Raw genomic sequence first — 26,079 nt, forward strand, 5'->3', positions numbered from 1 at the left:
GTAGTCGGCAGTCACCGTCCCGGGCTTCCGCCGCCCGCGTCCCTGAAGCGGTTGTACGCGAGCCCCAGCAGGCCCTGTACGAGCAGGACGAGGCCGGCGGCGAGCCAGCCGCCGCTGCGCCGGCGGGCACCCCAGAGAGTCAGCGGCAGACCGGCGGCGACCTGTCCCGCGGCCACGGCGCGCGCCCTCGGGCCGAGTACCCAGGGGCCGAGGCTGCCGCTCTCCACGGCGTCGAGTTCCACGCGCACGGCGTCACGCCAGCCGGCCCATTCGATCTGTTCCGCCTCCGGGTGGATCCCGGCGACCGAACGCAGCCGGTCGGCGGACTCCCCGGGTGTGAGACCGGTCGGCAGGCCGGCCCCGGCCCGGGCGAGGACGGCGAGCAGTCCGCGCAGCCGGGCGTCGGCGTCGGCCCCCGGGTCCTCGTGGGTGAGAGCCTCCAGCGCCTGCACGTCCGTGACGGGGTCGAGGCCCAGCCGGAGTGCTGACGTCCGCATGGCTTCCTCCTCGGCGGCCGGAGTGCCGTCGGCGAGCCAGGTGTAGCCGACCGGGCGGCGGAAGCCCGAGGCGAGGGTGTAGCCGGAGCGGTCGCCGTCCCACCACAGGGCGAGGACCGGCCAGGTGGAGCCCACGGCGAGGGCGGTGGCCCAGCCGCCGACGACCCGGTCGACGGGTTCGGCGCCTCCGTCGGCCACCGTGGGCCCGTCGGCCGGCGCGCCTCCGTGGCCTTCGTGGGTGTCCTTCCGCCAGGGCTTCCCTTCGGGGACGAGCACGCTCCAGCCGTCCCCCGCGGGCAGGAGCAGCATGCGCTCACGCAGGAGATGGGCCACGGGCCGTACGGTCTCGGGGTCGGCGCGGCACAGAAGCAGGGCGCCCACGGATGTCGCGGTCATGCCCCACACGCTAGGTCAATTTGCCCGCATATGAGCCATTGGCAGCCCGCCTTCACCCTCCCACCGGCGCCCGTTGAGGCTGCCCCTTGACTTCCCCGATCCGCGATATATCGTGTTCTCAAGAAGACGCGATATGTTGCGTCGCGCCACCCAGTGGGAGGTCAGATCCATGCCCGAGTCGACGTGGACCGTCGCCGAGCCCCAGAAGCTCGCCTTCGACGCCCCAGTGACAGCACTCAACGTGCGCATCGTCGACGGCATGGTCAATGTCGTCGGCACCGACGAACCGACCGCCCGGCTGGAGGTCGCCGAGATCGACGGGCCGCCCCTGGTCGTGACACTGGAGGGCGGGACCCTCACCGTCACCTACGAGGACCTGCCGTGGCAGGGCCTGCTGACCTGGCTCGACCGCAGGGGTCCGCACCGCAGCACCGCGGTCTCGCTCGCCGTGCCGGCCGGCGCGGCGGTGGAGGTCGGTGTCATCGGAGCAGAGGCCAACGTCTCGGGCATCCAGGGCCGCACGGAGCTGCGCGGCATCTCGGGGGACAGCACCCTGGTGGGACTGTCCGGAGTGGTCAGGGCGGAGACCGTGTCCGGCAGCCTGGAGGCCCAGACCGTCACCGGAGACCTCCGCTTCCAGTCTGTGTCGGGCGATCTGACGATCGTCGAGGGCGCCGGCACCTCGGTCCGGGCGGAGACCGTCACCGGCCACATGGTGCTGGATCTCGACACCTCACCGAAGCCGACGGACATCCGGCTGACCTCGGTGTCCGGCGAGATCGCCATCCGTCTTCCGCACCCGGCGGACGCGAAGGTCGAGGCGAACACCGCGAGCGGGGCCGTCTCCAACGCCTTCGAGGATCTGCGGGTGGGCGGCCAGTGGGGTGCGAAGAAGATCACCGGCACGCTGGGCGCGGGCACGGGGAAGCTGAAGGCGACCACCGTCTCGGGTTCCATCGCGCTGTTGCGGCGCCCACCGGCCCAGGACAACCCGCAGGACGCCGAGCCCACCGGAAAGGTGCTCTGACATGGCTCCCGTATTCGCCCACGGCCGTCTGCGCCTGTACCTCCTCAAACTGCTGGACGAGGCACCCCGCCACGGTTACGAGGTGATCCGGCTCCTGGAGGAGCGCTTCCAGGGGCTGTACGCCCCGTCGGCGGGCACCGTGTATCCGCGGCTGGCCAAGCTGGAGGCCGAGGGCCTGGTCACCCACGCCACCGAGGGCGGCCGCAAGGTCTACTCCATCACCGATGCCGGTCGGGCCGAGCTCGCGGGCCGCGGCGGTGAACTGGCCGATCTGGAGCTGGAGATCCGCGAGTCCGTCTCCGAACTGGCTGCCGAGATCCGGGACGACGTGCGAGGAGCGGCAGGCCAGCTCCGCAGCGAGATGCGTGCGGCGGCTTCCGAGTCCCGCCACACCTCCGGCGGCGGCAAGGTCGGCTGGGACCCCGGTTTCGGGGACAAGGATGCGTGGCGCACGGCGAAGGAGGAGCTGCGCAAGGCCAAGCAGGAGTGGAAGGAACAGGCCCGCAGGGCGAAGGACGAGTCCCGCAAGGCCCGCGAGGACGCGGACCAGGCCCGCCGTCAGGCCCAGGAAGCGCACGAGAAGGCACGGGAGCAGATGCAGAACGCCGCGCGCCAGGTTCAGGAACATTTCGCGCGGGGCGACTGGCCCGCGGGGGTGCGGGACGGGCTGGCCGAGATCACCGGCCAACTGGGCAACTTCGCCAGGACCGGTGCCTGGCCGGCGTACAGCCGTCCGGCGCCCGAGGAGCCGGACGTCGAGTGGGCCGCCGACGCCACCACCACCGGTGACCCGGCCCGGGACCTGGACCGCCTGCTGGACCGGTTCCGCGACGACATCCGCGACGCGGCCCGGGACCACGGCGTCACCGAGGCGCAGTTGTCGGAGGCCCGCGGTCATCTGGCCTCGGCCGCGACGCGCATCGGCTCGCTGCTGCGGTCATCGGCCGAGGAGGAGAAGGGCGCCTCCGGCACGTCCTGACCCCGTGCGCGGCCCGGCCGGCGGCGGCCCGGCCGGACCCGCTGCTGGGCCGCCGCCGGACCGCGCCGCTCGGTCGTCAGCTCGCCCGGGCCCGGCCCTGCCCGCCGTCGCCGTACAGGGCGCGTTCCACGGTCGCGTAGGTGGCACCGTGGTCGGCGAGCACATCGGCGACCACACCCGGGCAGGCGGTCAGGGCCAGCAGCAGGTGCTCCTCGCCGATGAAGCGGTCGCGCCGGCCGAGGGCGATGCGCAGGGACTTCTCCAGAATGCTCTTGGCGCCGCCGGTGAAGGGGCGGCGTCCGGACCACCAGCGCCTGTTGCCGCGATCGCCCGCGAGGACTCCTTCGCCATGGGCGTCCTCGACCCGGGCCACGATCTCGGTGATGTCGATACCGATGCCGGCGAGTGCCTCCGCGTCGGCCCTGGTGAGCCCGCCCCGGCGGCGGGCCTCACCGAGCGCGGCCTCCATCGAGGCGCGCCGGTCGGTGAGTCCGAGGGCGGTGACGGCGAAGGACGCCCGACTGCCCTCCTGGTCCAGCAAGGAGAGCAGGAGGTGCTCCTCGGTGACGGAGTCCGCTCCGGCCCGCTCGGCGTGGGTCACCGCGCCGGTCACGGCGGCCCGGGCTCCCACGGTGAATCGCTCGAACATCAATGCCTCCCGTACTTCTTGTGCACGGCCTGCCTGCTGACACCCAGCTCGGCAGCGATCTCCTGCCACGACCAGCCCTGGACGCGGGCGCTCCGCACCTGGACGGCTTCGAGTTGTTCGAGCAGCCTTCGCAGCGCTGCCACCGCCCGCAGCCCGACGCGGGGGTCATGGTCGCCGGCACGCGCGGCGAGATCCGTTGCTTCGGTCATGATGTCAACTTACGTTGACACCGCGTCTTCGTCAACCGAAATTGACAAGGTCGGTGGCGAGGCGGGCGTGACGCTCGACGTCGTACCGGGTGTCCCCGTAGCGGAGCTTCTGCCGGTCGATGCCCTCCGGGGCGAAGCCGGCCCGCAGGGCGACGGTGCAGGAGGCGGGATTGTTCGTCCTGTGCCCGAGCTCGAGCCGGTGGAGGCCCAGTTCACCGAAGGCCCAGCAGGCCAGCGCCCGTACGCCCGCGAGCGCGATGCCCCTCCCCCGCGCTGTTTCGACGGTCCAGTACGAGACCCAGCCGGTGTCGTGGACGTGGTTCACCGCCGCCACGGCCACCGAGCCGAGGGGGACTCCCTCGCGGACGACGGCCCATGTGTACGCGCTGCCCGCCGCCCGCTCGCTCTCACGGGCGGCGATCCAGTCCAGCGCCTCGGCGGTGGTCGTGACGGGCCGTCCGGCCTGACGTGCCATCTCCTCCGGCGCGAAGGCGCGGAGTACGGCGGGGGCGTCCTCGGGTCGCCAGGGCCGCAGCGACAGCCCTTCCGGCGTCCGCAGTTCCGTGACCGGCCGCTTCACGACGTGGTGAGCACGATCTTCCCGAAGAGATCTCCGGCGGCGAGTCGCTCGAAGCCTTCGCGGGCCCGGTCCAGCGGCAGGGTCTGGTCGATCACGGGCCGCACACCGGTGGCCGCACAGAACGACAGCAGGTCCTCCAGCTCGTCCTTGGAGCCCATCGTGGAGCCGACGATCCTGAGTTCCAGGAAGAAGATCCGGGTCAGCTCCGCGTGCGAGGGCCGGTCCCCGCTGGTGGCACCCGAGATGACCAGGGTGCCGCCGGGCCGCAGCGACTTGACCGAGTGGGACCAGGTCGCCGCTCCGACGGTCTCGATGACGGCGTCGACACGCTTCGGCAGCCGGGCGCCGGGTTCGTATGCCTCGACGGCTCCCAGTTCGACGGCCCGCTTGCGCTTGGCCTCGTCGCGGCTGGTGGCGAACATCCGGAGTCCGGCGGCCTTGCCGAGCACGATCGCGGCGGTGGCCACACCGCCGCCCGCCCCCTGCACGAGGACGGAGTCCCCGGGCCGTACGCCGGCGTTGGTGAACAGCATCCGGTACGCCGTCAGCCAGGCGGTCGGCAGGCAGGCGGCCTGCTCGAAGGTGAGCTCCTTCGGCTTGGGCAGCACGTTCCAGCTGGGCACGGTGACCTGCTCGGCGAAGGTGCCCTGGTAGCGCTCGGTGAGGATGGAGCGCGGTTCGTCCGGGCCGACGCCGTGGCCCGTCTGGCCGATGACGGAGTGCAGGACGACCTCGTTGCCGTCCTGGTCGACGCCGGCGGCGTCGCAGCCGAGGATCATGGGCAGCTTGTCCTCGGCGAGGCCCACACCACGCAGGGACCAGAGGTCGTGGTGGTTGAGCGACGCGGCTCTTACCTGGACGGTGGTCCAGCCGGGGCGGCTCTCGGGTGAGGGGCGTTCGCCCAGCTCAAGTCCGTCGAGGGGCTGGTCACGGTCGATGCGTGCGGCGTAGGCGGCGAACATGGCCATGACGATAGGCCGTGACGCGTCGTGACGTAACCGCCCGAGGGTGTGACACGCGCCGCGCGGTGTGGGGCGGGGGAGCGGAGCCCGCAGAGCGGGCTCCGCTCCCCCGCCCCTCGGCTCAGCGCCGAGCGACGCCCTCCGCACGGGCGGCAGCGGCCACCGCGGCGGTGACGGCGGGAGCGACCCGCTCGTCGAACGGCGACGGGATCACGTAATCCGCGGCCAGCTCGTCACCGACGACGTCCGCCAGGGCGTTCGCCGCGGCGATCTTCATGCCTTCGGTGATCCGGGAGGCACGCACCTGCAGCGCGCCCGCGAAGATCCCCGGGAACGCCAGCACGTTGTTGATCTGGTTCGGGTAGTCCGACCGCCCGGTGGCCACCACGGCCGCGTACTTGTGCGCGACATCGGGGTGGACCTCGGGGTTCGGGTTGGCCATGGCGAACACGAACGCGCCGGGTGCCATCGAGGCCACGGCCGGCTCGGGGACCGTACCGCCGGAGACCCCGATGAAGACGTCGGCGCCGGCCAGCGCCGTCTCCAGGGAGCCGGTGATGCCGGCGCGGTTCGTGAGCTCCGCCAGCTCGCGCTTGACGTCGGTGAGGTCGTCGCGGTCGGCGCTGACGATGCCCTTGCGGTCGGCCACGGCGACATCGCCGATGCCCGCTTCCAGCAGGAACTTCGCGATGGCCACACCCGCCGCGCCCGCGCCGGAGATGACGGCGCGCAGATCACCGAGCGTCCGGCCGGACAGCTTCGCCGCGTTGCGCAGAGCCGCGAGGGTGACCACGGCGGTGCCGTGCTGGTCGTCGTGGAAGACCGGGATGTCGAGGCGCTCCTGGAGTTTGCGCTCGATCTCGAAGCACCTCGGTGCCGAGATGTCCTCCAGGTTCACCCCGCCGAAGGACGGCGCGAGGCGCACGACGGTGTCCACGATCTCGTCCGCGTCGGTCGTCGCGAGCGCGATCGGCACCGCGTCGACCCCGCCGAACTGCTTGAAGAGGATCGCCTTGCCCTCCATCACCGGGAGGGATGCCTCGGGACCGATGTCCCCCAGGCCGAGGACGGCCGTGCCGTCCGTCACGACGGCCACGACCTGCGACTTCCACGTGTAGTCGTGGACGAGCTCGGGATTGTCGGCGATGGCGCTGCACACCTTCGCGACACCGGGCGTGTACGCGAGGGACAGGTCGTCCTTGTCGCGGATCGGGACGGTGGCCTGCACGGCCATCTTCCCGCCGCGGTGGAGGGCGAAGGCCGGATCGAAGGGCTCGTCCGCACTGCTGAGCCCTGCCGCACCGGCCTCGCCGTGTGTCTTGCTGTCGCTGCGAGGATTGACGATCTCCGCTGCCATTGTGTTGACCCCTTAAGTCTTCATCAGTTGAGGGTGGCCACTCCTGGTTGAGGAGGGGTGGGCGGGCACCGCGTACGTTCCCGGCACTGAGCGGTTGGACCGCTCCGGCAGGGGAGACACATACGCGCGGGCGCGCCGCACACGCGCCCTGAGCCCCGGATGAGGGGTGTAAAGGTCTTTCTTACCGGACGGACCGGGCCTCTTACGAGTCGGTATCGACTCGGTGACATGACTCATAGCCGAATATCTGGACAAGTCCACTAAGGCCCACAAAGGCCGTCCGTAGGTCGAGACGCACCGGAGATTCTCCGGAGGAGCTCGCACTTTCCAGCAGATGGTCCGGCCTTGCGGTATCGGCCCGTTGAGGTTCGGGGGTCGCCCGTTACCCGATTTTGACATGACCGGCCCCCTGATTGGGTGAGTCCGAATGGCAAGATGCCCTAATCACACGAGGTGGCGGCACTCGAAGGTGCGTGCGTACCCACCCCACCAGCATTCCCTCACCGCCGGAGGATTCCGATCATGACCGCAAGCACCCTCTGTCGTACGACCGCGAAGTCCCGGATTGCCGCGGTCTGCGCAGTCGCGGTCGCCGGCACCCTGCTGCTGACCGCCTGTGGCGACCAGACCGACAGCGCGACCAAGAAGGAGTCCGGCGCGGCCGCCACCGAGGAGGCGCCGCTGGCCGATCTGCTCCCCCAGTCCGTCAAGGACAAGGGTGAGATCAAGGTCGGGTCCGACATCGCCTACCCGCCGGTCGAGTTCAAGGACGAGTCCGGCAAGACGGTCGGTATCGACCCCGACCTCGGGGAAGCCCTCGGCAAGCAGCTCGGCGTGAAGTTCGTCTTCGAGAACGGCACCTTCGACACGCTGCTCACGGGCCTGCGCTCGAAGCGCTACGACCTCGCGATGTCGGCCATGACCGACACGAAGGACCGCCAGGAAGGCGTCGACTCCGAGACGAAGAAGAAGGTCGGCGAGGGTGTCGACTTCATCGACTACTTCACCGCCGGCGTCTCCATCTACACCAAGAAGGGCGACGACAAGGGCATCAGCACCTGGTCGGACCTCTGCGGCAAGAAGCTGGTCGTGCAGCGGGGCACCGTCTCCCACGACCTCGCCAAGGCCGAGAGCGCCAAGTGCGGCAGCAAGGGCAAGATCGCCGTCCAGGCGTTCGACAACGACCTGGAGGCGCAGACCCGGCTCCGCGGCGGCGGCGCCGACGCGGGCTCCTCCGACTTCCCGGTCGCCGCGTACGCGGTGAAGACCTCGGGCGGCGGCAAGGACTTCCAGCTGGTCGGCGAGCAGGTCGAGGCGGCCCCGTACGGCATCGCCGTCGCCAAGGGCAACGACGAGCTCACCAAGGCCATCGAGGCGGCCCTGAACGCGGTCATCAAGAACGGCGAGTACGGGAAGATCATCGAGAAGTGGGGCGTCCAGGCCGGCGCGGTCACCGAGGCGAAGATCAACGGCGGGTCCTGACCGGAGACCGGCGCTGAAAGGCGACATCTGTGACTGACATCAAGAAGGCGGGCCCGGCGGACACCCCGCCCACCCCGTCGGCGGGGCCGGAGGCGATCAAGGCCATCCCGGTACGTCACTACGGCCGGTACGTCTCCGCGGTCGTCGCGCTCGGCCTGCTGGCCTCGCTCGTCTACGCGTTCGCCCAGGGCGACATCAACTGGAACGCGATCCCGGACTACTTCTTCGACGACCAGATCCTCGAAGGGGTCAAGAACACCGTCATCATCACGGTCCTCTCGATGATCATCGGTGTAGTGCTGGGCATCGTGCTCGCCGTGATGCGGCTCTCCAAGAACCCGGTCACGACGTCCATAGCCTGGGGCTACATCTGGTTCTTCCGCGGCACCCCGGTCTACGTACAGCTGCTGGTCTGGTTCAACCTCGGCATCGTCTTCGAGTACATCAACCTCGGGCCGATCTACAAGGACGAGTGGTCGTCCTTCATGACGCCGTTCCTCTGCGCGCTGCTCGGCCTCGGGCTCAACGAGGCCGCGTACATGGCGGAGATCTGCCGGGCCGGACTCCAGTCGGTCGACGAGGGCCAGACGGAGGCGGCGCACGCCCTGGGCATGAGCCACGGCAAGACGCTGCGCCGGATCGTCGTACCGCAGGCGATGCGCGTCATCGTCCCGCCCACGGGCAACGAAGTCATCAACATGCTGAAGACCTCGTCCCTGGCGGTCGCCGTCCAGTACACCGAACTGCTGCGTTCGACCCAGAACGTGTCGCAGACCTCGGGTGCCACCGTGGAGATGCTGTTCCTGGCCGCGGCCTGGTACATGATCCTCACCTCGATGCTCAGCATCGGCCAGTACTACCTGGAGCGGTACTACGCGCGCGGCTCCAGCCGCAGCCTGCCGGACACCCCGTTCCAGAGGATCAGGGCCAACATGCTCTCGCTGGGCCGCCCGAAGGGAGGCGCCGCATGAGCGCCATGGTGAAGGCCGAAGGCGTGCACAAGTCCTTCGGCCCCGCGCACATCCTCAAGGGCATCGACCTGGAGGTCGCCCCGCGTGAGGTCTTCTGCCTGATCGGCCCGTCCGGCTCCGGCAAGTCGACGTTCCTGCGGTGCATCAACCACCTGGAGAAGGTCAACGCCGGGCGGCTGTACGTCGACGGCGACCTGGTCGGCTACCGCCAGAAGGGCGACAAGCTCTACGAGCTCAAGGACAGCGAAGTCGCCCTGAAGCGCCGGGACATCGGCATGGTCTTCCAGCGCTTCAACCTGTTCCCGCACATGACGGCCATCGAGAACGTCATGGAGGCGCCGATCCAGGTCAAGGGCGAGGCCAAGGCCGTCGCCCGGGCCCGCGCGGAGCGGCTGCTGGACCGGGTCGGCCTGTCCGACAAGGCGAAGAACTACCCGTCCCAGCTCTCCGGCGGACAGCAGCAGCGGGTGGCCATCGCCCGCGCCCTGGCCATGGAGCCGAAGCTGATGCTCTTCGACGAGCCGACGTCGGCGCTCGACCCCGAGCTGGTCGGCGACGTACTGGACGTCATGCGCGGCCTCGCCGAGGACGGCATGACGATGGTCGTCGTCACGCACGAGATGGGTTTCGCCCGCGAGGTGGGTGACGCGCTGGTCTTCATGGACGACGGTGTCGTGGTCGAGTCGGGCCACCCGCGCGACGTCCTGACGAATCCGCAGCACGACAGGACGAAGTCCTTCCTGTCGAAGGTGCTGTAGCACCGTCACGGACCTTCGCGGACTTTGCACGACGTGAACGAGGGGCGGCTCCGGCCGCCCCTCGTTCACGTTCGCGCGCCCTACTTCACGGCGAGGACCATGGTGTCCGACGGCGACGCCCAGACCGCCCGTGCCTCCCCGAAGCCGGCCTCGCGCAGGGTGCGGGCGTGCCACTGCGGAGAGGGCATGTCACCGTCCGCGTGCTCGCCGTAGATCTCGAACCGCTCGGCGGTGGGCCCCGCGAGGACCGGGTCCTTCGCCATCAGGGCCCACCACTCGCGCCAGTCCACGGCCCCGTCGGCCTTGGCCCGGTCCATGACCGCGTGCCGGTGGGCGCGTTCGGCGGCGTTGATGCGGGGGGTGCCGGTGTCGATCATGTGGTCGGCGTTCATGAAGACCCCGCCGTCCCTGACGAGTCCGCCGATCTGCCCGTACAGGGCGGCGAGGGGTTCGCTGTGCAGCCAGTGCAGGGCGGTGGCCGTGAGCACGGCGTCGTACGACGTGTGCGGAAGCCGCTCGGTCCAGGTGGCGTCCTTCAGGTCCGCGGTCACGAAGGTGACCCGGCCGTCCCCCTCGAAGGTTCCGCGCGCGATGGCGAGCAGCGCGGGGTCGAGGTCGACACCGGTGCTGGTGGCCTCGGGGAACCGCTTGAGGAGCCGGTCGGTAATACTGCCCGTACCGCACGCCAGGTCGAGCACTCTCGGTTCGGGCCCCACGACGGCCTCGACCATGTCCAGCATCACCCGGAACCGCTCCTCGCGGTCCGGCATGTACCACTCCTGCTGCCGGTCCCAGCTCGCCTGCCAGGACTGCCAGTCGGTGCCCGTAGCCGTCTCCGCCATCCCAACCTCCACGTAATACTCAGTGTTCCTCATCGACCATTACACTGGGCGACACAGCGACCATAGACCGACGCCGTAAGGACTACAAGTGGAACTGGCCTATTACTCGGATTACGCCGTGCGTCTGGTCAACACCGAGGAGCCGGCCCGTAACAAGGACTCCCTCACCACCGTCGACTGCATCCGCGAGCTGTTCGGTCCCAACGCCCAGGCGGCCCGGCGTGCCACGGACGCCGATGTGACGCGCTTCCGCTCCGTGCGGGCGCGGCTGCGCGCGGTGTTCGAGGCGGCCGACGGCGGCGACGAGACACTCGCGGTCGACCTGCTCAACTCGCTGCTGCTGGAGTTCCCGGTCAGCCCGCAGATCTCCGGCCACGACACCCGTGACGAGGACGGCAAGCCGGACTGGCACATGCACCTGGCCGATCACCCGTCGAACGCGACGGCCGGCTTCGCCGCCATCGCGGCGATGGGCCTCGCCTTCCATCTCACCACGCACGGCGTGGACCGGCTCGGCCTCTGCGAGGCGGCCCCGTGCCGCAACGCCTACCTCGACACCTCGACCAACCGCTCCCGCCGCTACTGCTCCGACCGGTGCGCGACCCGCGCCAACGTGGCGGCCTACCGGGCCCGCAAGCGGCTGGAGGCCGACCGCACGGGCGAGACGCGGCGCACCGCGGAGACCGCCCAGCCCAGCAGCCCGAGCACCGACCGCTGATCCTTCCCCAGCGGCCGGTAGCGGGCCCGGACGCGGGCCAGTACGAGCTCTTCGGGCACCGCCCCGTAGTCCGTGCTGTCCCCGCCCGCGTACGAGTTGTCGCCCAGCACCCACCAGCCGCCTCCGCGCCGCTCGGTGGCCCGCTTGACGACCAGCAGGTCCTGCTGCAGCGGGTGACGCAGGATCACCACGTCCCCCGGGCGCACCGGCGCCCCGCGCTGCACGAGCAGCAGGTCGCCGTGGTAGAGCGTGGGCACCATCGACGGCCCCGTCACCTCCACCACCTGGAACGGCTTGCGCGCCGCCCGCCCGCTCCACGGTTCCTGTGCCGGTTCCGGCATCTGTGGCACCTCCCGGTCCATCCTCCAGTACACGGCAGCGCACACCGCTCCGTATTTCGGCCACCGGTCCCATCCTCACCCCGGACTTTTGGCCTAAGCCCTAGGGGGCAGCCGCAAAAACAGGCTCCCTACGGAGTAATGTCCCACCTGAGAAGACGATCACGAGGAAGGACAGCTCCATGCTTTCCCGCCTGTTTGCCCCCAAGGTGAAGGTCAGCGCCCACTGCGACCTGCCCTGCGGCGTGTACGACCCGGCCCAGGCCCGCATCGAGGCGGAGTCCGTCAAGGCCGTCCAGGAGAAGTACCAGGCCAATGAGGACGCGGACTTCCGCACGCGCGCCGTTCTGATCAAGGAACAGCGTGCCGAGCTCGCGAAGCACCACGTCTCGGTGCTCTGGAGCGACTACTTCAAGCCGCCGCACTTCGAGAAGTACCCGGAGCTGCACCAGCTGGTCAACGACACCCTGAAGGCGCTCTCCGCGGCCAAGGGCTCGAACGACCCGGCCACGGGCCAGAAGGCTCTGGACCTGATCGCCCAGATCGACAAGATCTTCTGGGAGACCAAGAAGGCCTGATCTCCGGCCTGGCCGCCTGACCTGCGATTTCGCCGGTCATGTCGCCTACCTGTCCGCACCCGGTCCGCAGGCCGCCGAGAACGGCGACCGTCACGGACCGGGTGCGGTCTTCTTCACCCGGCCACAGGTGCGCGTAGATCCGCAGTGCGATGACGGCGAACGCGCGGCCGAGGGCCATCCGGACCTGCTCGGCACGAGCAGTGCGGCCACGACAGCAGGCAGCAGCAGCCGGGTGCGGGCGGTCGGGGATCCCGACGGGACGCCGCTCGGGGAGCATGTCGTTGGAGCGCCAGCAACCGCAGGGCCGGTGCTCGGACGCCGGTCAGGGTGCCGAACGTCTCTGCTGCAGCAACCAGGTACCCCCTGTTACCGTCCCCGTCACCGATAGGCCCACCATCAGCGACATCCTCAGCTCCTCCATCTTGCTGCCGTCGTCCGCGACAACCACCGACAGCGCCGCGATGACGACCGTGATCACCAGCCCGATGGCCAGGTTCTTCCGCACCCGCGATTTCAGCAACTTCTCCTCCTTCTCGATGGGTGTGGCACCGCATCGTCCTCGATGCGGCAGCACGCCCCGGTTGTCATCGGATCGGGTACCGAACGGGCGTGAACCGTCTAGCGCGTGGCGGACTGTGATCCGCCTGCGGCGGACAGGGAAGGTGGCTCGTAGTCGTACAGGTATCCCTGCACCCGTTCGAAGAACGGGAGGAGTACGCGCATCTTCGCCGCGCTGATCTGACGCTTCACGGTGCCGGGCCGCTTGCTCTCACGGGCGTTGTGCCCGTGCTTGAGCAGCTTGTCGACGCGCGGGCGGCGGGCCTCGTCGTAGGCCTGGAGTGCCGCCGGGACGGTCGGGGCGCTGCTCAGCGCCGCCGCGAGCTCGAGTGCGCCCTCGACGCACATCGAGGCGCCGTGTCCGACGCCGACAGGGTGGGCGGCGTCGCCGACCAGGACGATGCGCCCGCTGTGCCACTTCCGGATCGGGTCGCAGACGTTCAGGTAGCCGGACGCGACTACCGATGTCGTGGCCGCGACGAGGGCCCTCGGCATTGCCTCCGGAAACAGCTCGGTGACGCGCCGGATCCACTGCGCATCGTCGACGCCCCGCAGGTCGGGCTTGACCGGGTCCCCGATCTGAGCCGTCCACCACTGGGTGTGTTCGTCGATGCCGGTGTGGACGAAGGCGCCGTTGCGCGTGTAGGTGAGGTTCCAGACGCCGGCCTCGACTCCCGTCATGGTGGAGATTCCGGCGACCCCGTACAACCCCGCGTACTCCGCTCGCGGCGCGGACGAGTCGATCAGCCCGCGCACGGTTGACCAGATGCCGTCGGCGCCCACGAGCAACTCCGCGGTGTCGCGCCGGCCGGAGGCGAACTCGGCCACCACGTCGTTCGCTGACTCCGTCGCGCCCACCAGGCGTTCACCGGTGACGATCTGCGCGCCCGCGTCGAGCGCCGCGCGCCGCAGCAGTGCCACGAGCCGTCCGCGCTCGAGCGAGATGCTGCGCATCGAGTCGGCGTCGCGCCGAAGGCGTGGCACGTCGCCCAAGAGGTGGCCGCCCGCCGTGTAGAACCGCATCCGGTCGATGGGGAACCCGATCGCCTGTACGTCGCGCAGGCAGCCCAGCTTCTCCAGCGCGCGCAGGCCGTTGACCGCCAGGCTGAAGTGGGCGCCGACGTCCCCGGCCGGATCCTCGTACGCCTCGTAGACGGTCACGTCGTGGCCGATCTGCCGCAGTGCAAGGGCTACGGCGGGTCCGGCTATCCCGCCGCCGATCACGATCGTCCGCATGACGCCTCCTTGAATTCACATTCACTGAATCTCGATTCGGTTAAGTGTGTTCCGATACGCTGGCACCTGTCAACAGCCGATGGAGGACGAGATGCCGCAGGCGAGTACCGCCGGTCGAAAGGCCCGGGCGGCCCAGACCCGTGCCGCTCTTGTGGACGCGGCGCGGGGGCTGTTCAGCGATCGCGGCTACCTCAATACGAAGATCACGGACATCACCGCCGCGGCCGGACGCTCGACCGGCTCGTTCTACGAACACTTCGCCGGCAAGGACGAGCTGCTCCAGGCGCTCCTCGCCGAGATGGAGGGTGCGATCGACGCGCGCATGGTCGGCCTGGAGCACCCCCGCGACCACGACCTGACCGACCGCGACCAGCTGCGCGACCACATCGGTGTCGCGTGGACGGTGATGCGGCAGAACCGCCCGGTCGCGCTCGCACTGTTTCAGGCGATGGTGGCCGACGACCCCGGCACGGGCCGGGCCTGGCGCGACCTGCGCGAGCAGACCGCAACCATTCGGGAGCATCTGGAGTACCTGGCCGAGCGCGGACACCGGCTGCCCGGCGACCCCGAGCTCATCGCGGTGGCGATGGGCGCGATGCTCGTCACCCTCAACTACGCCGTGCTCACGCCCCCCGGCGGCGGCGAGGACGACCAGCACGTCGTCGACACCCTCACGGATCTGCTGCTGCACGGGCTGACCGGACCTGCGTCACGACCAGCGGACGGAACCTGACGAACCAGGTGCGGGTCGATCCCGCACCGGCCGGGGACGAGGCTTGAGGAAGGCCTGACCTGCGCCCCTCCTCCGCGAGGCCGACGACGACCGCGCCCGGTCCGCCGCTCCCCCCGACGGGGGGGTGGGCGGGCCGGGCGCGGTCGTTGTTCCGGTGCCGGGCGGACCGTGTCAGGAGTCCGGCAGGAGGTGGCTGTAGCTGTCCGGGTTCTCCTGGAGGTAGCCCGCCAGGCCCTGGGCCGGCCGGCCCGTGAGGGTGGGGACGGCGTCCGAGACGGTCGCCAGCTCGCCCGCCGCGATCGCCTCGTACGAGGTGACCCAGCCGGCCACTTCCCACTCCGGGGCTCCGTAGTGGGCGCGGGAGGCGTAGGCCTCCTCCCTGGTCTCCGCCACGTACCGGACGGCGCGGCCGGTGCGCCGGCTCAGCTCGCCGGCCGCCTCCGCCAGGGTGAACGCCTCGGGGCCCGTGAGGTCGTACGTCGCGCCGTCATGGGTGGCCCCCTCGTCCAGCAGGACTGCTGACGCCGAGTCCGCGATGTCGTCGTGCGAGACGGCCGATACCCTCCCCTCGCCGCCGGGGCCGCGCAGGACCCCGTCGGCCCCCGTCATCGCGGGGATCGCCGCGAGATACCAGCTGTCCCGCAGGAAGGTGTGGCGCACTCCGGTCATCCGGATGTGCGCCTCGGTGTGCCAGTGGTCGCGGGCGAACGTGAACGTCGCGTCCGGTGCCGCGCCGACGAACGACACGTACACGATGCGTTCGACGCCCGCGGCCAGGGCCGCGTCCACCGCGGTGGTGTGCTCCGCCACCCGGCCCGGGCTCTCGTGCGCCGAGACGAGGAACAGGGTGTGCGCACCGTCGAGCGCGCGGCGCATCGCCTCGCCGTCGCCGTACGCGGCGGCGGGTGCGGTGACCGTGCCGGGCAGTTGTGGCAGCCGTGAGGGGTCCCTGCCGAGGAGGCGCACGGGGACGCCGGTCCGGGCCAGCCGGGCGGCGACGCGGCCACCGACGGCCCCGCTCGCGCCGGTCACCGCTACGAGAGGGCTGATCATCCCGCCTCACCGTCCTCCGCCGTCGGGGGCCCGACCCAGCGCCGCACCTCCACGACCGCGCTCGCCGGCAGCGGTCCGTAGATGTGCGGGAACTCCTCGCCGCCGGGCTCCATGGCCTCGTAGCGGACGGGCGCCGGGAGCCGGCCGGTGTCGATGACCAGGATCACCAGACCGTCGTCCTCGGATCCGTACAACCTCCGGGCCACGGCGGGGAGCTGATGGGGCAGCGAGCAGTGGATGAATCCTTCCTCCCGCAGGGTGCGGCCCCGGGTGGACATCTCGTACGTCCCCGCTCTGCGGGCGGCCTCCCACAGGGGCTCTTCCGTGAGGTGCAGCAGCTGTTCGGTCATGGGGTCACGCTAAGGGCTGCCGGGCGCGGCCAGGAGCTTCGCCTCCGTTCGCGCGTCGAGGCCGACGGCGGGCCGGTCCGGCCGGTGCGGGGCGGTTCCTCCGAGCTCGCACAGCCAGGCCCAGGTGTCGGCGACGGTCTCGCCGACGGGTCTGCAGCGCAGGCCGGCGGCGTGCGCCTTGGTGACGTCCCCCTGGTGCAGGGTGTCGTAGAGCTCTCCGGCGGGAAGCCAGACCGGCAGATCCGTCCACGGCTCCACACCCGCCGCGAGGAGCACCCCGGGGTCGGTCCAGCGCAGCCGGGCGCGCGAACCGGTGACGCGGACGCAGGTGTCCAGGAGCTCGCCCATGGTCGTGTGCCCCGGGTGGCTCACGGTGTTGTACGGCCCGGACAGGCCCTGCGCGGCTGCGTCCAGCAGCCACTCGGCCAGGTCGCGGGCGTCGATGTACTGGAGCGCGGCGTCCGGCGGCCCCGGCGCGATGACCTCCCCGCCCCGGGCCGTCCGCGTGAGCCACCACGGCAGACGGCCGATGTTCTCCCCGGGACCGAGGATCAGCCCGGCCCTGGCGAGCAGCGCCCGGTCGCCGAAGGCGTCGAGCGCCGCGAGCTCCCCGCCGCGTTTGGCCAGGGCGTACGGGAGGTCTCCTCCGGCGTCCTGGGACGCCCCCTCCACCAGCGGTCCGTCCTCCGTCAGCCCGGCCGGGGCCGGGTAGGCGTACACGGACCTGCTGGAGACATAGGTGAAGTGGCGGGCCCTGTCCGTCAGCAGCCGGGCGGCGTCCCGCACGGCCGACGGCGCGCCGCTCCAGGTGTCGACCACCAGGTCCCAGGAGCCCTCGGCGAGTGCGGCGAGACCTGCCTCGCCCGTCGTCCGGTCACCGGTCAGGGACCGGACCCCGGCCGGCGCCGCGTGGCGTCCGCGGTGCAGGGCGGTGACCTCCCAACCGCGGTCGAGGGCCGCGACGGTGACGGCGCGTCCCACGAATTCCGTGCCGCCGAGCATCAAGAGCTTCATGAGGTGATCCTGCCGGTCGGGGGGCCGGACGAAACGGGTCGTCGCTGTCGGCAGAACGGGGAACTCTCCGGCTCAGGAGGTGTGCGCGAGGGGGCTGCGGTGGCGCAGCAGCCACCGGTGGTACTCCTCTGCCCTCCGTGCCGCGTCGCGGTAGGCCGCCTCCAGTTCCTCGTACACGGCGTCGATGTCCGCGCCCGGCCGCGAGACCAGCAGCAGACGTACCGCCAGCGGGTCACCGCGCAGGGGGCGGATGGCCATGTCCTCACGGGGGCCGGAGGTCGGCTGGCAGGGGGCGACCGCCTCACCGAGGACGACGAGGGAGGCAGCGGTGAGGTAGTCGCCGTGCAGGACGGGCGGGTCGAGACCCGCGGCACCGAGGACCCGGCGCACACCGTCCCACTCACCGTCCACCGACGGGTCGACCATCCAACGGTCACCCGCCAGGTCGTCGAGGTCCACCACCGGCCGGCCGGCCGCCGGGTGGTCCCGGGCCAGGGAGATGAACTGTGGTTCGCGCTCCAGGAGTACGCGCTGGACCAGTCCGTCCGGGACGGCGAGCGGGCAGCCCTCCACCTCGTGCACGAAGGCCACGTCGAGCCGGCCGGCCGCCACCGCACCGAGCAGCGCCCGGGCCGACACATCGACCCGGAGCGAGATGTCGGTGCCCGGCAGCCGCACCCGCAGTCCGCGCAGCCAGCCGCCGATGACCCGGCTCGCGGTGGATCCGATCCGCAGGCCGGGGCCGCCGGCCCGCGCGGCCGCGGCCTCCGCCGTCGCGGCGCCGACCAGGGCGGACATGCCGTCCACCAGAGGGCGGGCGCGGCTGAGGACGGCACGCCCCAGAAGGGTCGGCCGGCAGCCTGTCCTCCCGCGACGGAACAGCTCCGCGCCCAAGGTCTTCTCGATCCGCTGGAGCTGGGTGGTCAACGAGGGCTGGCTGACGCCCAGCCGCCGTGCGGCCTGGTGCAGACTGCCGGTGTCGGCGATGGCGCAGAGCGCCCTGAGGTGTCTCACCTCGAGCTCCATGACGGCGAGGGTATGGCTGTTCGTACGCCGAGCACCAGATGCCCCAACCGCCACCAACCGGGCCGATTCAGCGGGTGTCGGGGCGACCCGGCACGTGCTGATTCTGTGTGCACCCTGTCCCGGGGATAGGGCGGGGCTATCGCCGGTTGACATCATCCGCCGCGGGCCCGGCTGCCCCGACACTCTTGCCGTACCCCCCACCCGTTTCCCCGTCCGTCTCCGGACGGGGTTCTTCGGACAGGCAGGAGAACACCCCCCATGACCCACCCCAGGACAGCCGTCATGTCGGCCGTGGCCGGTCTCGGACTCGGCCTCGCCGCCGCGCTCGGCACCACCCCCGCGGTCGCCGCCGCTCCCTCCACCGCGTCCACGGCCACCGTGCCCGCGGCGCAGTCCGGCTACGCCGCGTACGCCGGTTCGAGCGAGAACGCCGCCGCGAACAAGGCGTTCTTCGACGCCGTCATGAAGTCGGTCGCCGAGAAGCGGGCCGCGAACCCCGGTGCCCAGGCGGTCACCGTGGTCTACAGCACCGCCGGCGCCCCCAGCTTCCGCAGCCAGATAGCCAGCAGCACCAGCATCTGGAACAGCTCGGTCAGCAACGTCAAGCTGCAGGAGGGCTCGAACGCCGACTTCGACTACCGCGAGGGCAACGACTCCCGGGGCTCGTACGCGAGTACGGACGGGCACGGCAGCGGTTACATCTTCCTCGACTACGCCCAGAACCAGCAGTACGACTCGACCCGGGTCACCGCTCACGAGACCGGGCACGTGCTGGGGCTTCCGGACCACTACACGGGGCCGTGCAGCGAGCTCATGTCGGGCGGCGGCCCCGGCACGTCCTGCACGAACGCGTACCCGGACGCCACGGAGCGCTCGCGGGTGAACTCCCTCTGGCAGAACGGACTCGCGGCTCTCGCCCGCGCCACGTCCTGACGCCGGTCCGCCGGCCACGGGGCCGTTCCGGGAAGCGGGACGGCCCCCACGGCTCCGGCAGCGGGTCAGGCGAGTTCGAGCGGGAAGGCGCCCCGGTGACCCGTGCCGGCACCCTGCGCCGGGCGCGGCTCGAACTCCCGGCAGCTCCATATCTCCTGCACGAAGCCCGTACGCCGGTCCCAGAGGCCCGCGACGTCGTCCCCGTCCGCCACGTCGCGGTAGGCGTCCTTCGCACCGCGGAAGCAGGCGAGCCCGCCGGAGAGGCCGCGGACCGGGGCCGGAAAGTAGTCGGAGAAGGCGCAGGCTATGCACGTCTGCAGGTGCATGCCCGGGGGCAGGGTCCGCTGGACCGTGGCCAGCGCGGCCGCGAAATCGCCCTCGGCGCGGTTCGACTCGTAGACCGCGCCGTCCAGGTGGAGGGCGAGATACAGATCCGGATCGGCCCTGCGCAGGGACAGCAGGCAGCTGAGCGTCGCCTGGCGGACCGTCCCGGACACGAGGACAGGAAGCGGCAGGTCCCACTCCAGGACGCAGTCGTCGAGCACGCCGTCCACCGGACCGAACAGCCCTTCCGGCACCGGCACACCGGCCACGGGACCCAGAGAGTCGAAGCTCTCGCCCTCGAAGTCCGTGCCCCGGATGCGGATACGGAGCTGCTGTCCGTCCGTGGTGAGAATGACGGCCTCGGATCCATGACGGTCCCGGTACCAGCCTGCCCACGACTCATCTGTCATGAGCAGGGACTGTAGCCCGTGCCCCGGCGCGTACCCCCTGGCACCCTCCCCTTCCGCGCTTCCGGTGATGGCACCCCGGTCATCCGGCCTGCGGCTCACGCCACATGGGCCACATCGACGGCCCCTGGGGAAGGTCGACGGTCCTCCCCATGAAGGTGAAACCGAGCCGCTCGTAGAGACCGCGGCTGCGCTCGCTGCTCGCCTCCAGATAGGCGGGGGTCCCCTCCCGGTCGCACCGCTCCAGAACCCCCCTCATCAGTGCCTCACCGATCCCCTCCCCCTGGCGCTCCGGGGAGACGCCGATCATCAGCAGGTACTCGTGCGCGCGGTCGTGAGGGTGGACGGCACCGGTCAGCCTCCCCACCAGCTCGGCCCGTTCGTTGTCGGGATCCGCGGTCTCCCGCATGAGCGCGGGGGTGTCGTCGTCCTCCTCCGGCGCGCCCGCCGGCACGGAGAGCCAGAGGGCCGCCCCCGTGCCGTCCTCCAGCAGGTCGACGCGGCCTCCTTCCAGCGTGATGTCGGCGAAGACGCCGAGGAACCTCCCGTGCACCGCGCGCCGGTGCTCCTCGTCGGGAAAGACCCAACTGCTCACCGGATCGTGGTGGAACGCCTCTTCCAGGATCCGTACGACCTGATCCCTGTCCCGCTCGTCCGCCCGCCGTACTCGTACGCCCATGACCGGCCCCGCTCCCCTCGTCCCGCGGTTGATCCCAACCGACGTACGGGATCCTAGAGTTGGCACTCCGGAGCCTTCACGGGCGGCCTGGATCAGTGCGTTCTGCGGGTGACGAACTCGGCCAGGGCGAGCAGGTCTCCGCCGCCGGCCGGTGCGGGCACCGCGCGGGACAGGTGGTGGACCGCTCTGGCCATCCGGTCGGCCGCGGCGGTCTGTGCCCAGTCGCGCCCGCCGGCCCGGTCGACCGCGTCGGCGGCACTTCTCACCTCCCCCGGTGTGTTCATGGCGCCCCGGTACAGCGCGGCGAGCTCGGCGGCGGCCGGGGTGTCCGAGGTGAGCGCCGCTACCACCGGAAGGGACTTCTTGTGTGCGGTCAGGTCCGCACCGACCGGTTTGCCCGTGCGGTCGGTGTCCCCCCAGATCCCGATCAGGTCGTCGATGAGCTGGAAGGCGAGACCCGCTTCCCGGCCGAAGCCGTCCATGGCACGGACCGCCCGCTCGCCCGCCCCGGCGTAGAGAGCGCCGAGGGCGCAGGCGCAGCCGAGCAGGGCGCCCGTCTTGGCCATGGCCATGGCGAGGCACTCGTCCAGCGTGACGTCGTCGGGGCCGCGGTCCTCCAGGGCGCAGTCGGCCTGCTGTCCCGCACAGAGCTCGATGACGCAGGTGGAGAGCCGCACCGCGGCGTGCGTGGAAGCCGGGTGCGGGTCGTCGGCCAGGAGTCTCAGGGCGAGGGAGAGCATGGCGTCGCCCGCGATGACTGCGTCCGGAACCCCGAACACGGCCCAGGCCGTGGGCCGGTGCCGCCGGGTGGTGTCCTCGTCGATGACGTCGTCGTGGAGCAGGGTGAAGTTGTGCGCGAGCTCGACGGCGACCGCCGCCCGCATCGCCGCCTCCGGGTCCCCTCCCAGCGCACGGGCGGCGGCCAGGACGAGCGCCGGCCTGATCGCTTTGCCTGCCTGCCCGGAGGCGGGTGTCCCGTCGGCGTTCTGCCAGCCGAAGTGATACATGGCGACGCGGCGGATCGCCCCGGGCAGCGTCTCGACGGCCGCCCGGAGGTGCGGGTCGACGGCGTTGCGGGTGCGCTCCAGGAGCGCGGCGGCCTTGTGCCCCTCCATAGCGGCATCCGTACTGGTCATGGTCACGGTCACTCCTTCCGGGCGCCACGGGGCGCCTGATCGCGGCCTCGGGCCTGCCGGGGCCCGGGCGGTCGCGCCGCCCGGGCCCGGGGAGCGTCACCGCCAGCGGCTCACCTCCACGTTCTCCAGGACGCCGAGGGCGTCCGGCACGAGGACGGCGGCGGAGTAGTACGCGGTCACGAGGTACGAGATGATCGCCTGCTCGTCGATGCCCATGAAGCGGACCGAGAGGCTCGGTTCGATCTCGTCCGGGATGCCGCTCTGCTGGAGTCCGACGACGCCCTGGTCCGCCTCACCGGTCCTCATGCAGATGATCGATGTGGTGCGGGCGTCGGTGACCGGGATCTTGTTGCACGGGAAGATCGGCACCCCCCGCCACGCCGGCACGTGGTGACCGCCGACCTCGACGCTCTCCGGCACCAGGCCGCGCTTGTTGCACTCGCGGCCGAAGGCGGCGATGGCACGCGGATGGGCGAGGAAGAGCTTCGATCCGCGCCGACGCGACAGGAGCTCGTCCATGTCGTCGGGGCCGGGGGCTCCGTCGTGGGGCTGGAGACGCTGCCCGTAGTCGCAGTTGTTGAGCAGCCCGAACTCCCGGTTGTTGATGAGCTCGTGTTCCTGGCGCTCACGCAGCGCCTCGACCGTGAGCCGCAACTGCTGCTCGGTCTGGTTCATCGGCTGGTTGTAGAGATCGGCCACCCTGCTGTGGACCTTCAGAACGGTCTGGGCGACGCTCAGTTCGTATTCACGGGGGGCCGACTCGTAGTCGACGAAGGTGTGCGGGACGACGGTCTCCCCCACGTGCCCCGCGGACAGGTCGATCTCCGCCTCGCCGTAGCGGTTGGTCCGCTGGTGCGGGATGGCGAGCAGCCCCGCGAGGTGGTCGCGGAGCGAGTCCGCCCGGGCCGCGAGGTTGAGCACGTCCGACCGGCGCAGGGTCAGCAGCGTGCAGGCGGTCACGGCACGAGCCGTGTACTCCCAGGTGGCGTCGCCGTCGAGCAGGACGTGGTCGCCGAAGTAGGCGCCGTCGGCGAGGACTCCGAGCACCGTCTCGTCGCCGTACGGACCGGCCCCGATCTTCTCGATCTTGCCGTGCGCCAGCAGGTGGACCCGGTCGGCGGACTCGCCCGACGCGACGAGCACTTCGCCGGCCGCGACGTCGCGCTGTTCGCACCTGCGCGCCAGCTCGGCCAGCACCTCTTCGTCACCGAAATCACGCAGGGCCGGCAGCTCGCCGAGCTCGGCGGGGATGACCCTGACCCGGTCGCCGGTCTGGACGAAGGTCACCCTGCCGTCTCCGACGGAGTAGCTCAGCCGCCGGTTCACCCGGTACGTGCCGCCCTGCACCTGCACCCACGGCAGCATGCGCAGCAGCCACCGGGAGCTGATCTCCTGCATCTGCGGGGCGGACTTGGTCGTCGTCGCGAGGTTCCGCGCAGCCGCTGTGCCGAGACTCTGCTGCGGCGGCTGCGTGTCGCGAACCTCTTCACCAACGGACATCCGACATCCTCTCGATCATGGGCTGACCTGCGAGAAGAACACTTCCAGCCGGGGACACGGCGCGCTATTACACAAAAGAGTGTGACTATTCGGGCCCGGGGCGGGAACGTTGCCCACACCCCGGCGCACGTGAACCGCCCGGGCCGCACTTCCTCGGGCTCCCCGGCAGCGCTTTGCCGGGCGCGGGAAGAAATCCGGGCCGGCCCCCGGACCTAGGACCATCTCCCGAAAGACCCGTCCGCCGCCTAGGACTTCCGCCCGTTACGGCCCCGCGCACGGCCGCCTAGCGTTCCCGTCATGGATACGACAGGCACCCTCGACGAGGCTCTCCAGCGGCTGCACGTCTCGGGCCCCGAGCGGCTCGGGCGGCTCACCAACCACGCGCCGATGGCCGTCGAGGCTCTCGCCGCCAACGGCCGGTCGGCCGCGGTGCACCGCTGGCTCGACCTGTACGCCTCCCGGCTGGAGGAGTTCCCGGCCGGCGTGGAGCCGGTCACGGAAGCCGACTGGCGTTCCGCACTGGGCGACCCGCGCCGCGCCGCCGACTGGATCGGCTACTTCGGCCGGGAGCTCGCCGACCACCCCTGGCGCGAGGTGCTCTCGCTGTGGTGGCCCCGCCTCCTGCCCGGCATGTACGGCGGGTCGACGCATCCGGTGATCCGCGTGGGCCACGCCGTGCGCACCCTGCTGACCGGCGAGGAGACCGGACCGCGTCTGACCGAACTCGCCCACGGCCTCGGTTACTGGGCGGCCCGCCACCACCCCGTCACCGGCCTCGCCCCCGCCGCCGGCGCCGTCACCGCCGCCGCAGCCCTCGACGCGGTGGCGCCCGTCGACGAACGGGAGGGCGGCTTCCCCGCCCGCCTCGGCCGGGTCAGGAGCCTGCCGGTGTGGGCGGCCGGGGTGACGGATCCCGCCGAGGCGCGCCGCCGGCTCGCCGAACTGGTCCGGGCTGCCACCCACCGGTACGCGACCCACGGCCACGGCGAAGCGACGATGCTGGTCCATGCGGCCACGGCTCCCAACGCCGTCCTGCGGACCTTGCCCGCACTCCCCGAGGCCCTGTGGGTGCCGAGCCTCCGGGCGGCCTGGACCGCGTCCGCCGCGGTGACCGCCATGTACGCGCCGGACGCCCCGGTGTCCTACGTACCACCGGGGCGGATCACGCCCGAAGAGGTCATGGAGCGTGCCCTGGCCCACGGCGACGAGCACGTCATCAAGCTGACCGACACGGCCATGGACTTCGCCGACGAGCAGTCGCTCGCGGCAGCCCTGCGCGCCGTCGAGCTCAGCGAACCCCTGCGGTGAGGCGGGCCGTTCAGCGTGCCAGCGGTGCTCCCGACACGACGACCTTGCCCGGGTTGAGGATGCCGTACGGGTCCAGGGCAGCCTTCACCGCTCGCTGCATGGCGAGGTTGACGGGGCCCACCTCACGGTCCATGCCGCCCATCTTCAGCAGGCCCACGCCGTGTTCACCGGTGACCGTGCCGCCGAAGGAGATCGCCGCGTCGAGGATGTCCTCGAAGGCGAGCTGGGCGCGGGCCCTGGCGGCGTCGTCGCCCGGTTCGGTGATGATCAGGGGGTGGAGGTTCCCGTCGCCGGCGTGAGCGATGTTGGCGATGAGGACCTCGTGCGCCCCGGCGATCTCCTCGATGCACGCGAGCATCTGCGGCACTCGGGACCGCGGCACGACGACGTCCTCGGTGAGCACCGGCCCCAGCCGCTCCAGCGCCGGGTAGGCGAGCCGGCGGGCCTGGAACAGGGCGTCCGCCTCGGCCTGGTCGGTGGAGACCTCCGCCCAGGCCGCTCCGGCCTCCGCGAAACAGGCCCGTACGGCTTCGGCCTCGGCGTCGCCCGCGGCGCCCGGGGTGTCCACGCGGCCGAGGAGGATCGCGTTCGCGTCCGCCGACAGCCCCATGTTCTTCCACTCGTCGACGGCCTTCAGGCAGTGCCGGTCGAGGAGTTCGAGCGCCGACGGCACGATGCCCGCCGCCGTCACCCGGCTCACCGCGTCGCCGGCCGCGACCACCGAGTCGAAGAACCCCGCCACCGTGCGTTCCGCCGGCCGCGCACCGCGCAGCTTCACGGTGATCTCGGTGATGACGCCGAGGGTGCCCTCGGAGCCGACGAACAGACCGCACAGGTCGTAGCCGGCGACTCCCTTCGCGGTCTGCCGGCCCACCCGCACGGTCTCGCCGAGGCCGTTGACCACTTCGAGTCCGAGCACGTAGTCACGGGTCACGCCGTACTTGACGCAGCACATGCCCCCGGCGTTGGTGGCCGTGTTGCCGCCGATCGTCGACCAGGGCGAACTCGCCGGGTCCGGCGGGTACCAGAGGCCCTCCTCGGCGCACGCGGCGCGCAGATCGTCGTTGACGACGCCCGGCTGGACGACGGCGATGCGCTCCACGGGGTCGATGCGCAGGATCCGGTTCATGTCCTCGAAGGAGAGGACGACGGCACCGTCCACCGCGTTGGCCCCGCCCGACAGGCCCGTGCCCGCCCCGCGCGGGATCACCGGGATGCGGTGTTCGACGCAGTACGCGATGACGGCCCGCACCTCTTCGGTGTCCTGGGGGCGCACGACGGCGAGGGGCACCCCCGCGGGGGCCCACTCCGCCTCGTCGTGCGCGTAACGGCCCAGACTGTCCGGGTCGGTGATGACCTTGTCCGCCGGTATCCCGTCGGCTGCGTTCGGCTTCGGCACGGCCGCTGACCACCTCTCTCGCCCACACGAACCCCGCATCCGTCACGGGGCCGCGCCTTCCATCATGACGCGGTGCCTCA

At 71.3% G+C, this 26,079-nt stretch carries 29 protein-coding genes and 1 pseudogene; 10 read left to right on the top strand and 20 right to left on the bottom strand.

The features are described 5' to 3' along the window. Positions 1-11: 11 nt before the first annotated feature. A complete protein-coding gene (locus AB0P41_RS17620) occupies positions 12-893 on the bottom strand; it encodes a hypothetical protein (protein WP_365932766.1) in 882 nt (293 codons plus the stop codon). A 169-nt stretch (positions 894-1,062) separates the two neighbouring features. Here AB0P41_RS17620 and AB0P41_RS17625 point away from each other — a divergent pair, with 169 nt between their 5' ends. Further along, a complete protein-coding gene (locus tag AB0P41_RS17625; RefSeq protein ID WP_356711707.1) occupies positions 1,063-1,920 on the top strand; it encodes a DUF4097 family beta strand repeat-containing protein in 858 nt (285 codons plus the stop codon). 1 nt (position 1,921) lies between these two features. Beyond that, positions 1,922-2,899: a helix-turn-helix transcriptional regulator gene (locus tag AB0P41_RS17630; RefSeq protein ID WP_365932767.1), complete on the top strand. Its 978-nt coding sequence runs from the start codon at positions 1,922-1,924 to the stop codon at positions 2,897-2,899. 76 nt (positions 2,900-2,975) lie between these two features. Here AB0P41_RS17630 and AB0P41_RS17635 read toward each other — a convergent pair whose 3' ends face one another. From AB0P41_RS17635 to AB0P41_RS17655, 5 genes are all read right to left on the bottom strand, one after another. After that, on the bottom strand, positions 2,976-3,548 hold the full coding sequence (locus tag AB0P41_RS17635) for a Clp protease N-terminal domain-containing protein (RefSeq protein ID WP_356711711.1): 573 nt from the start codon (positions 3,546-3,548) through the stop codon (positions 2,976-2,978). Further along, on the bottom strand, positions 3,548-3,757 hold the full coding sequence (locus AB0P41_RS17640) for a sigma factor-like helix-turn-helix DNA-binding protein (protein ID WP_033298277.1): 210 nt from the start codon (positions 3,755-3,757) through the stop codon (positions 3,548-3,550). Before AB0P41_RS17640 ends, AB0P41_RS17635 begins: the two co-directional genes overlap by 1 nt. A 31-nt stretch (positions 3,758-3,788) precedes the next feature. Continuing rightward, complete coding sequence (locus AB0P41_RS17645) at positions 3,789-4,337, bottom strand: GNAT family N-acetyltransferase (protein WP_356711713.1); 549 nt, start codon at positions 4,335-4,337, stop codon at positions 3,789-3,791. Next, positions 4,334-5,299: a zinc-binding dehydrogenase gene (locus AB0P41_RS17650; RefSeq protein ID WP_356711715.1), complete on the bottom strand. Its 966-nt coding sequence runs from the start codon at positions 5,297-5,299 to the stop codon at positions 4,334-4,336. The genes AB0P41_RS17645 and AB0P41_RS17650 overlap by 4 nt, the downstream gene beginning before the upstream one ends. A 121-nt stretch (positions 5,300-5,420) precedes the next feature. Then, the gene (locus AB0P41_RS17655; RefSeq protein WP_356711717.1) at positions 5,421-6,656 is read right to left on the bottom strand and encodes an NADP-dependent malic enzyme; all 1,236 of its coding nucleotides are present in this window, start codon (positions 6,654-6,656) and stop codon (positions 5,421-5,423) included. Positions 6,657-7,178: 522 nt separating this feature from the next. Here AB0P41_RS17655 and AB0P41_RS17660 point away from each other — a divergent pair. From AB0P41_RS17660 to AB0P41_RS17670, 3 genes are read left to right on the top strand one after another with little or no spacing between them, the layout of a single operon-like run. Beyond that, on the top strand, positions 7,179-8,138 hold the full coding sequence (locus tag AB0P41_RS17660) for an ABC transporter substrate-binding protein (protein WP_356711719.1): 960 nt from the start codon (positions 7,179-7,181) through the stop codon (positions 8,136-8,138). A gap of 29 nt (positions 8,139-8,167) precedes the next feature. Then, positions 8,168-9,109 carry an amino acid ABC transporter permease gene (locus AB0P41_RS17665; RefSeq protein ID WP_356711721.1) on the top strand — a complete coding sequence of 314 codons (942 nt, stop codon included), beginning with the start codon at positions 8,168-8,170 and terminating at the stop codon, positions 9,107-9,109. Continuing rightward, positions 9,106-9,867: an amino acid ABC transporter ATP-binding protein gene (locus AB0P41_RS17670; protein WP_356711723.1), complete on the top strand. Its 762-nt coding sequence runs from the start codon at positions 9,106-9,108 to the stop codon at positions 9,865-9,867. The genes AB0P41_RS17665 and AB0P41_RS17670 overlap by 4 nt, the downstream gene beginning before the upstream one ends. Positions 9,868-9,947: 80 nt before the next feature. Here AB0P41_RS17670 and AB0P41_RS17675 read toward each other — a convergent pair whose 3' ends face one another. Continuing rightward, the gene (locus AB0P41_RS17675) at positions 9,948-10,709 is read right to left on the bottom strand and encodes a class I SAM-dependent methyltransferase (protein WP_365932772.1); all 762 of its coding nucleotides are present in this window, start codon (positions 10,707-10,709) and stop codon (positions 9,948-9,950) included. A gap of 88 nt (positions 10,710-10,797) precedes the next feature. Here AB0P41_RS17675 and AB0P41_RS17680 point away from each other — a divergent pair, with 88 nt between their 5' ends. Beyond that, complete coding sequence (locus AB0P41_RS17680; RefSeq protein WP_356711728.1) at positions 10,798-11,427, top strand: CGNR zinc finger domain-containing protein; 630 nt, start codon at positions 10,798-10,800, stop codon at positions 11,425-11,427. On the opposite strand, the gene sodX is transcribed toward AB0P41_RS17680, so the two are convergent. Further along, the gene (sodX, locus tag AB0P41_RS17685) at positions 11,331-11,768 is read right to left on the bottom strand and encodes a nickel-type superoxide dismutase maturation protease (protein ID WP_356711730.1); all 438 of its coding nucleotides are present in this window, start codon (positions 11,766-11,768) and stop codon (positions 11,331-11,333) included. The genes AB0P41_RS17680 and sodX overlap by 97 nt on opposite strands. 179 nt (positions 11,769-11,947) lie before the next feature. On the opposite strand from sodX, the gene sodN reads away from it, so the two are divergent. Further along, positions 11,948-12,343: a superoxide dismutase, Ni gene (gene sodN / locus AB0P41_RS17690; RefSeq protein WP_033298259.1), complete on the top strand. Its 396-nt coding sequence runs from the start codon at positions 11,948-11,950 to the stop codon at positions 12,341-12,343. Positions 12,344-12,395: 52 nt separating this feature from the next. Here sodN and AB0P41_RS17695 read toward each other — a convergent pair. From AB0P41_RS17695 to AB0P41_RS17705, 3 genes and pseudogenes are all read right to left on the bottom strand, one after another. After that, a pseudogene (locus tag AB0P41_RS17695) lies at positions 12,396-12,533 on the bottom strand (site-specific integrase); the annotation flags it as partial. Positions 12,534-12,665: 132 nt separating this feature from the next. Beyond that, entirely contained in the window at positions 12,666-12,863 is a 198-nt protein-coding gene (locus tag AB0P41_RS17700) for a hypothetical protein (RefSeq protein ID WP_365932775.1), read from the bottom strand. A 98-nt stretch (positions 12,864-12,961) separates the two neighbouring features. Next, on the bottom strand, positions 12,962-14,137 hold the full coding sequence (locus AB0P41_RS17705; protein ID WP_365932777.1) for an NAD(P)/FAD-dependent oxidoreductase: 1,176 nt from the start codon (positions 14,135-14,137) through the stop codon (positions 12,962-12,964). 91 nt (positions 14,138-14,228) lie between these two features. Between AB0P41_RS17705 and AB0P41_RS17710 the strand changes: the two genes are divergently transcribed. Next, positions 14,229-14,870, top strand: a complete 642-nt coding sequence (locus AB0P41_RS17710) for a TetR/AcrR family transcriptional regulator (RefSeq protein ID WP_365932779.1) — start codon at positions 14,229-14,231, stop codon at positions 14,868-14,870. A 171-nt stretch (positions 14,871-15,041) separates the two neighbouring features. On the opposite strand, the gene AB0P41_RS17715 is transcribed toward AB0P41_RS17710, so the two are convergent. From AB0P41_RS17715 to AB0P41_RS17730, 4 genes are all read right to left on the bottom strand, one after another. Further along, positions 15,042-15,923, bottom strand: a complete 882-nt coding sequence (locus AB0P41_RS17715; protein ID WP_365932781.1) for an SDR family oxidoreductase — start codon at positions 15,921-15,923, stop codon at positions 15,042-15,044. Beyond that, complete coding sequence (locus AB0P41_RS17720; protein ID WP_365932782.1) at positions 15,920-16,273, bottom strand: DUF952 domain-containing protein; 354 nt, start codon at positions 16,271-16,273, stop codon at positions 15,920-15,922. Before AB0P41_RS17720 ends, AB0P41_RS17715 begins: the two co-directional genes overlap by 4 nt. 9 nt (positions 16,274-16,282) lie before the next feature. Further along, positions 16,283-17,287 (bottom strand): NAD-dependent epimerase/dehydratase family protein, encoded by a 1,005-nt coding sequence (locus AB0P41_RS17725; protein WP_365932784.1) that lies wholly within the window; start codon positions 17,285-17,287, stop codon positions 16,283-16,285. 72 nt (positions 17,288-17,359) lie between these two features. Then, positions 17,360-18,313: a LysR family transcriptional regulator gene (locus tag AB0P41_RS17730; protein ID WP_356711742.1), complete on the bottom strand. Its 954-nt coding sequence runs from the start codon at positions 18,311-18,313 to the stop codon at positions 17,360-17,362. A gap of 258 nt (positions 18,314-18,571) precedes the next feature. Here AB0P41_RS17730 and snpA point away from each other — a divergent pair, with 258 nt between their 5' ends. Next, the gene (snpA, locus tag AB0P41_RS17735; RefSeq protein WP_365932785.1) at positions 18,572-19,246 is read left to right on the top strand and encodes a snapalysin; all 675 of its coding nucleotides are present in this window, start codon (positions 18,572-18,574) and stop codon (positions 19,244-19,246) included. A 65-nt stretch (positions 19,247-19,311) separates the two neighbouring features. On the opposite strand, the gene AB0P41_RS17740 is transcribed toward snpA, so the two are convergent. The 4 genes from AB0P41_RS17740 to AB0P41_RS17755 all read right to left on the bottom strand — a co-directional run bounded on the left by AB0P41_RS17740 (position 19,312) and on the right by AB0P41_RS17755 (position 23,292). Further along, complete coding sequence (locus AB0P41_RS17740; protein ID WP_356711746.1) at positions 19,312-19,980, bottom strand: DUF6304 family protein; 669 nt, start codon at positions 19,978-19,980, stop codon at positions 19,312-19,314. A 79-nt stretch (positions 19,981-20,059) separates the two neighbouring features. After that, positions 20,060-20,656, bottom strand: coding sequence for a GNAT family N-acetyltransferase (locus AB0P41_RS17745; RefSeq protein WP_356711748.1), 597 nt, complete (start codon positions 20,654-20,656; stop codon positions 20,060-20,062). A 92-nt stretch (positions 20,657-20,748) separates the two neighbouring features. Next, positions 20,749-21,792 (bottom strand): family 2 encapsulin nanocompartment cargo protein polyprenyl transferase, encoded by a 1,044-nt coding sequence (locus tag AB0P41_RS17750; protein ID WP_356711750.1) that lies wholly within the window; start codon positions 21,790-21,792, stop codon positions 20,749-20,751. A 96-nt stretch (positions 21,793-21,888) separates the two neighbouring features. Beyond that, positions 21,889-23,292, bottom strand: a complete 1,404-nt coding sequence (locus AB0P41_RS17755) for a family 2B encapsulin nanocompartment shell protein (RefSeq protein WP_356711752.1) — start codon at positions 23,290-23,292, stop codon at positions 21,889-21,891. A gap of 297 nt (positions 23,293-23,589) precedes the next feature. Here AB0P41_RS17755 and AB0P41_RS17760 point away from each other — a divergent pair, with 297 nt between their 5' ends. Continuing rightward, on the top strand, positions 23,590-24,600 hold the full coding sequence (locus AB0P41_RS17760; RefSeq protein ID WP_365932787.1) for a questin oxidase family protein: 1,011 nt from the start codon (positions 23,590-23,592) through the stop codon (positions 24,598-24,600). 10 nt (positions 24,601-24,610) lie between these two features. On the opposite strand, the gene AB0P41_RS17765 is transcribed toward AB0P41_RS17760, so the two are convergent. Continuing rightward, positions 24,611-25,999: an FAD-linked oxidase C-terminal domain-containing protein gene (locus AB0P41_RS17765; protein WP_365932789.1), complete on the bottom strand. Its 1,389-nt coding sequence runs from the start codon at positions 25,997-25,999 to the stop codon at positions 24,611-24,613. Positions 26,000-26,079: the final 80 nt, after the last annotated feature.

The organism is Streptomyces sp. NPDC079167 (assembly GCF_040686735.1).
Lineage (GTDB): Bacteria > Actinomycetota > Actinomycetes > Streptomycetales > Streptomycetaceae > Streptomyces.

Excerpts from the sequence above, each read along its gene's own strand:
- AB0P41_RS17620 (WP_365932766.1), bottom strand. The coding sequence starts at position 893 with ATGACCGCGACATCCGTGGGCGCCCTGCTTCTGTGCCGCGCCGACCCC.
- AB0P41_RS17625 (WP_356711707.1), top strand. The coding sequence starts at position 1,063 with ATGCCCGAGTCGACGTGGACCGTCGCCGAGCCCCAGAAGCTCGCCTTC.
- AB0P41_RS17630 (WP_365932767.1), top strand. The coding sequence starts at position 1,922 with ATGGCTCCCGTATTCGCCCACGGCCGTCTGCGCCTGTACCTCCTCAAA.
- AB0P41_RS17635 (WP_356711711.1), bottom strand. The coding sequence starts at position 3,548 with ATGTTCGAGCGATTCACCGTGGGAGCCCGGGCCGCCGTGACCGGCGCG.
- AB0P41_RS17640 (WP_033298277.1), bottom strand. The coding sequence starts at position 3,757 with ATGACCGAAGCAACGGATCTCGCCGCGCGTGCCGGCGACCATGACCCC.
- AB0P41_RS17650 (WP_356711715.1), bottom strand. The coding sequence starts at position 5,299 with ATGTTCGCCGCCTACGCCGCACGCATCGACCGTGACCAGCCCCTCGAC.
- AB0P41_RS17655 (WP_356711717.1), bottom strand. The coding sequence starts at position 6,656 with ATGGCAGCGGAGATCGTCAATCCTCGCAGCGACAGCAAGACACACGGC.
- AB0P41_RS17660 (WP_356711719.1), top strand. The coding sequence starts at position 7,179 with ATGACCGCAAGCACCCTCTGTCGTACGACCGCGAAGTCCCGGATTGCC.
- AB0P41_RS17670 (WP_356711723.1), top strand. The coding sequence starts at position 9,106 with ATGAGCGCCATGGTGAAGGCCGAAGGCGTGCACAAGTCCTTCGGCCCC.
- AB0P41_RS17675 (WP_365932772.1), bottom strand. The coding sequence starts at position 10,709 with ATGGCGGAGACGGCTACGGGCACCGACTGGCAGTCCTGGCAGGCGAGC.
- sodX (WP_356711730.1), bottom strand. The coding sequence starts at position 11,768 with ATGCCGGAACCGGCACAGGAACCGTGGAGCGGGCGGGCGGCGCGCAAG.
- sodN (WP_033298259.1), top strand. The coding sequence starts at position 11,948 with ATGCTTTCCCGCCTGTTTGCCCCCAAGGTGAAGGTCAGCGCCCACTGC.
- AB0P41_RS17705 (WP_365932777.1), bottom strand. The coding sequence starts at position 14,137 with ATGCGGACGATCGTGATCGGCGGCGGGATAGCCGGACCCGCCGTAGCC.
- AB0P41_RS17710 (WP_365932779.1), top strand. The coding sequence starts at position 14,229 with ATGCCGCAGGCGAGTACCGCCGGTCGAAAGGCCCGGGCGGCCCAGACC.
- AB0P41_RS17715 (WP_365932781.1), bottom strand. The coding sequence starts at position 15,923 with ATGATCAGCCCTCTCGTAGCGGTGACCGGCGCGAGCGGGGCCGTCGGT.
- AB0P41_RS17720 (WP_365932782.1), bottom strand. The coding sequence starts at position 16,273 with ATGACCGAACAGCTGCTGCACCTCACGGAAGAGCCCCTGTGGGAGGCC.
- AB0P41_RS17725 (WP_365932784.1), bottom strand. The coding sequence starts at position 17,287 with ATGAAGCTCTTGATGCTCGGCGGCACGGAATTCGTGGGACGCGCCGTC.
- AB0P41_RS17730 (WP_356711742.1), bottom strand. The coding sequence starts at position 18,313 with ATGGAGCTCGAGGTGAGACACCTCAGGGCGCTCTGCGCCATCGCCGAC.
- snpA (WP_365932785.1), top strand. The coding sequence starts at position 18,572 with ATGACCCACCCCAGGACAGCCGTCATGTCGGCCGTGGCCGGTCTCGGA.
- AB0P41_RS17740 (WP_356711746.1), bottom strand. The coding sequence starts at position 19,980 with ATGACAGATGAGTCGTGGGCAGGCTGGTACCGGGACCGTCATGGATCC.
- AB0P41_RS17745 (WP_356711748.1), bottom strand. The coding sequence starts at position 20,656 with ATGGGCGTACGAGTACGGCGGGCGGACGAGCGGGACAGGGATCAGGTC.
- AB0P41_RS17750 (WP_356711750.1), bottom strand. The coding sequence starts at position 21,792 with ATGACCAGTACGGATGCCGCTATGGAGGGGCACAAGGCCGCCGCGCTC.
- AB0P41_RS17755 (WP_356711752.1), bottom strand. The coding sequence starts at position 23,292 with ATGTCCGTTGGTGAAGAGGTTCGCGACACGCAGCCGCCGCAGCAGAGT.
- AB0P41_RS17760 (WP_365932787.1), top strand. The coding sequence starts at position 23,590 with ATGGATACGACAGGCACCCTCGACGAGGCTCTCCAGCGGCTGCACGTC.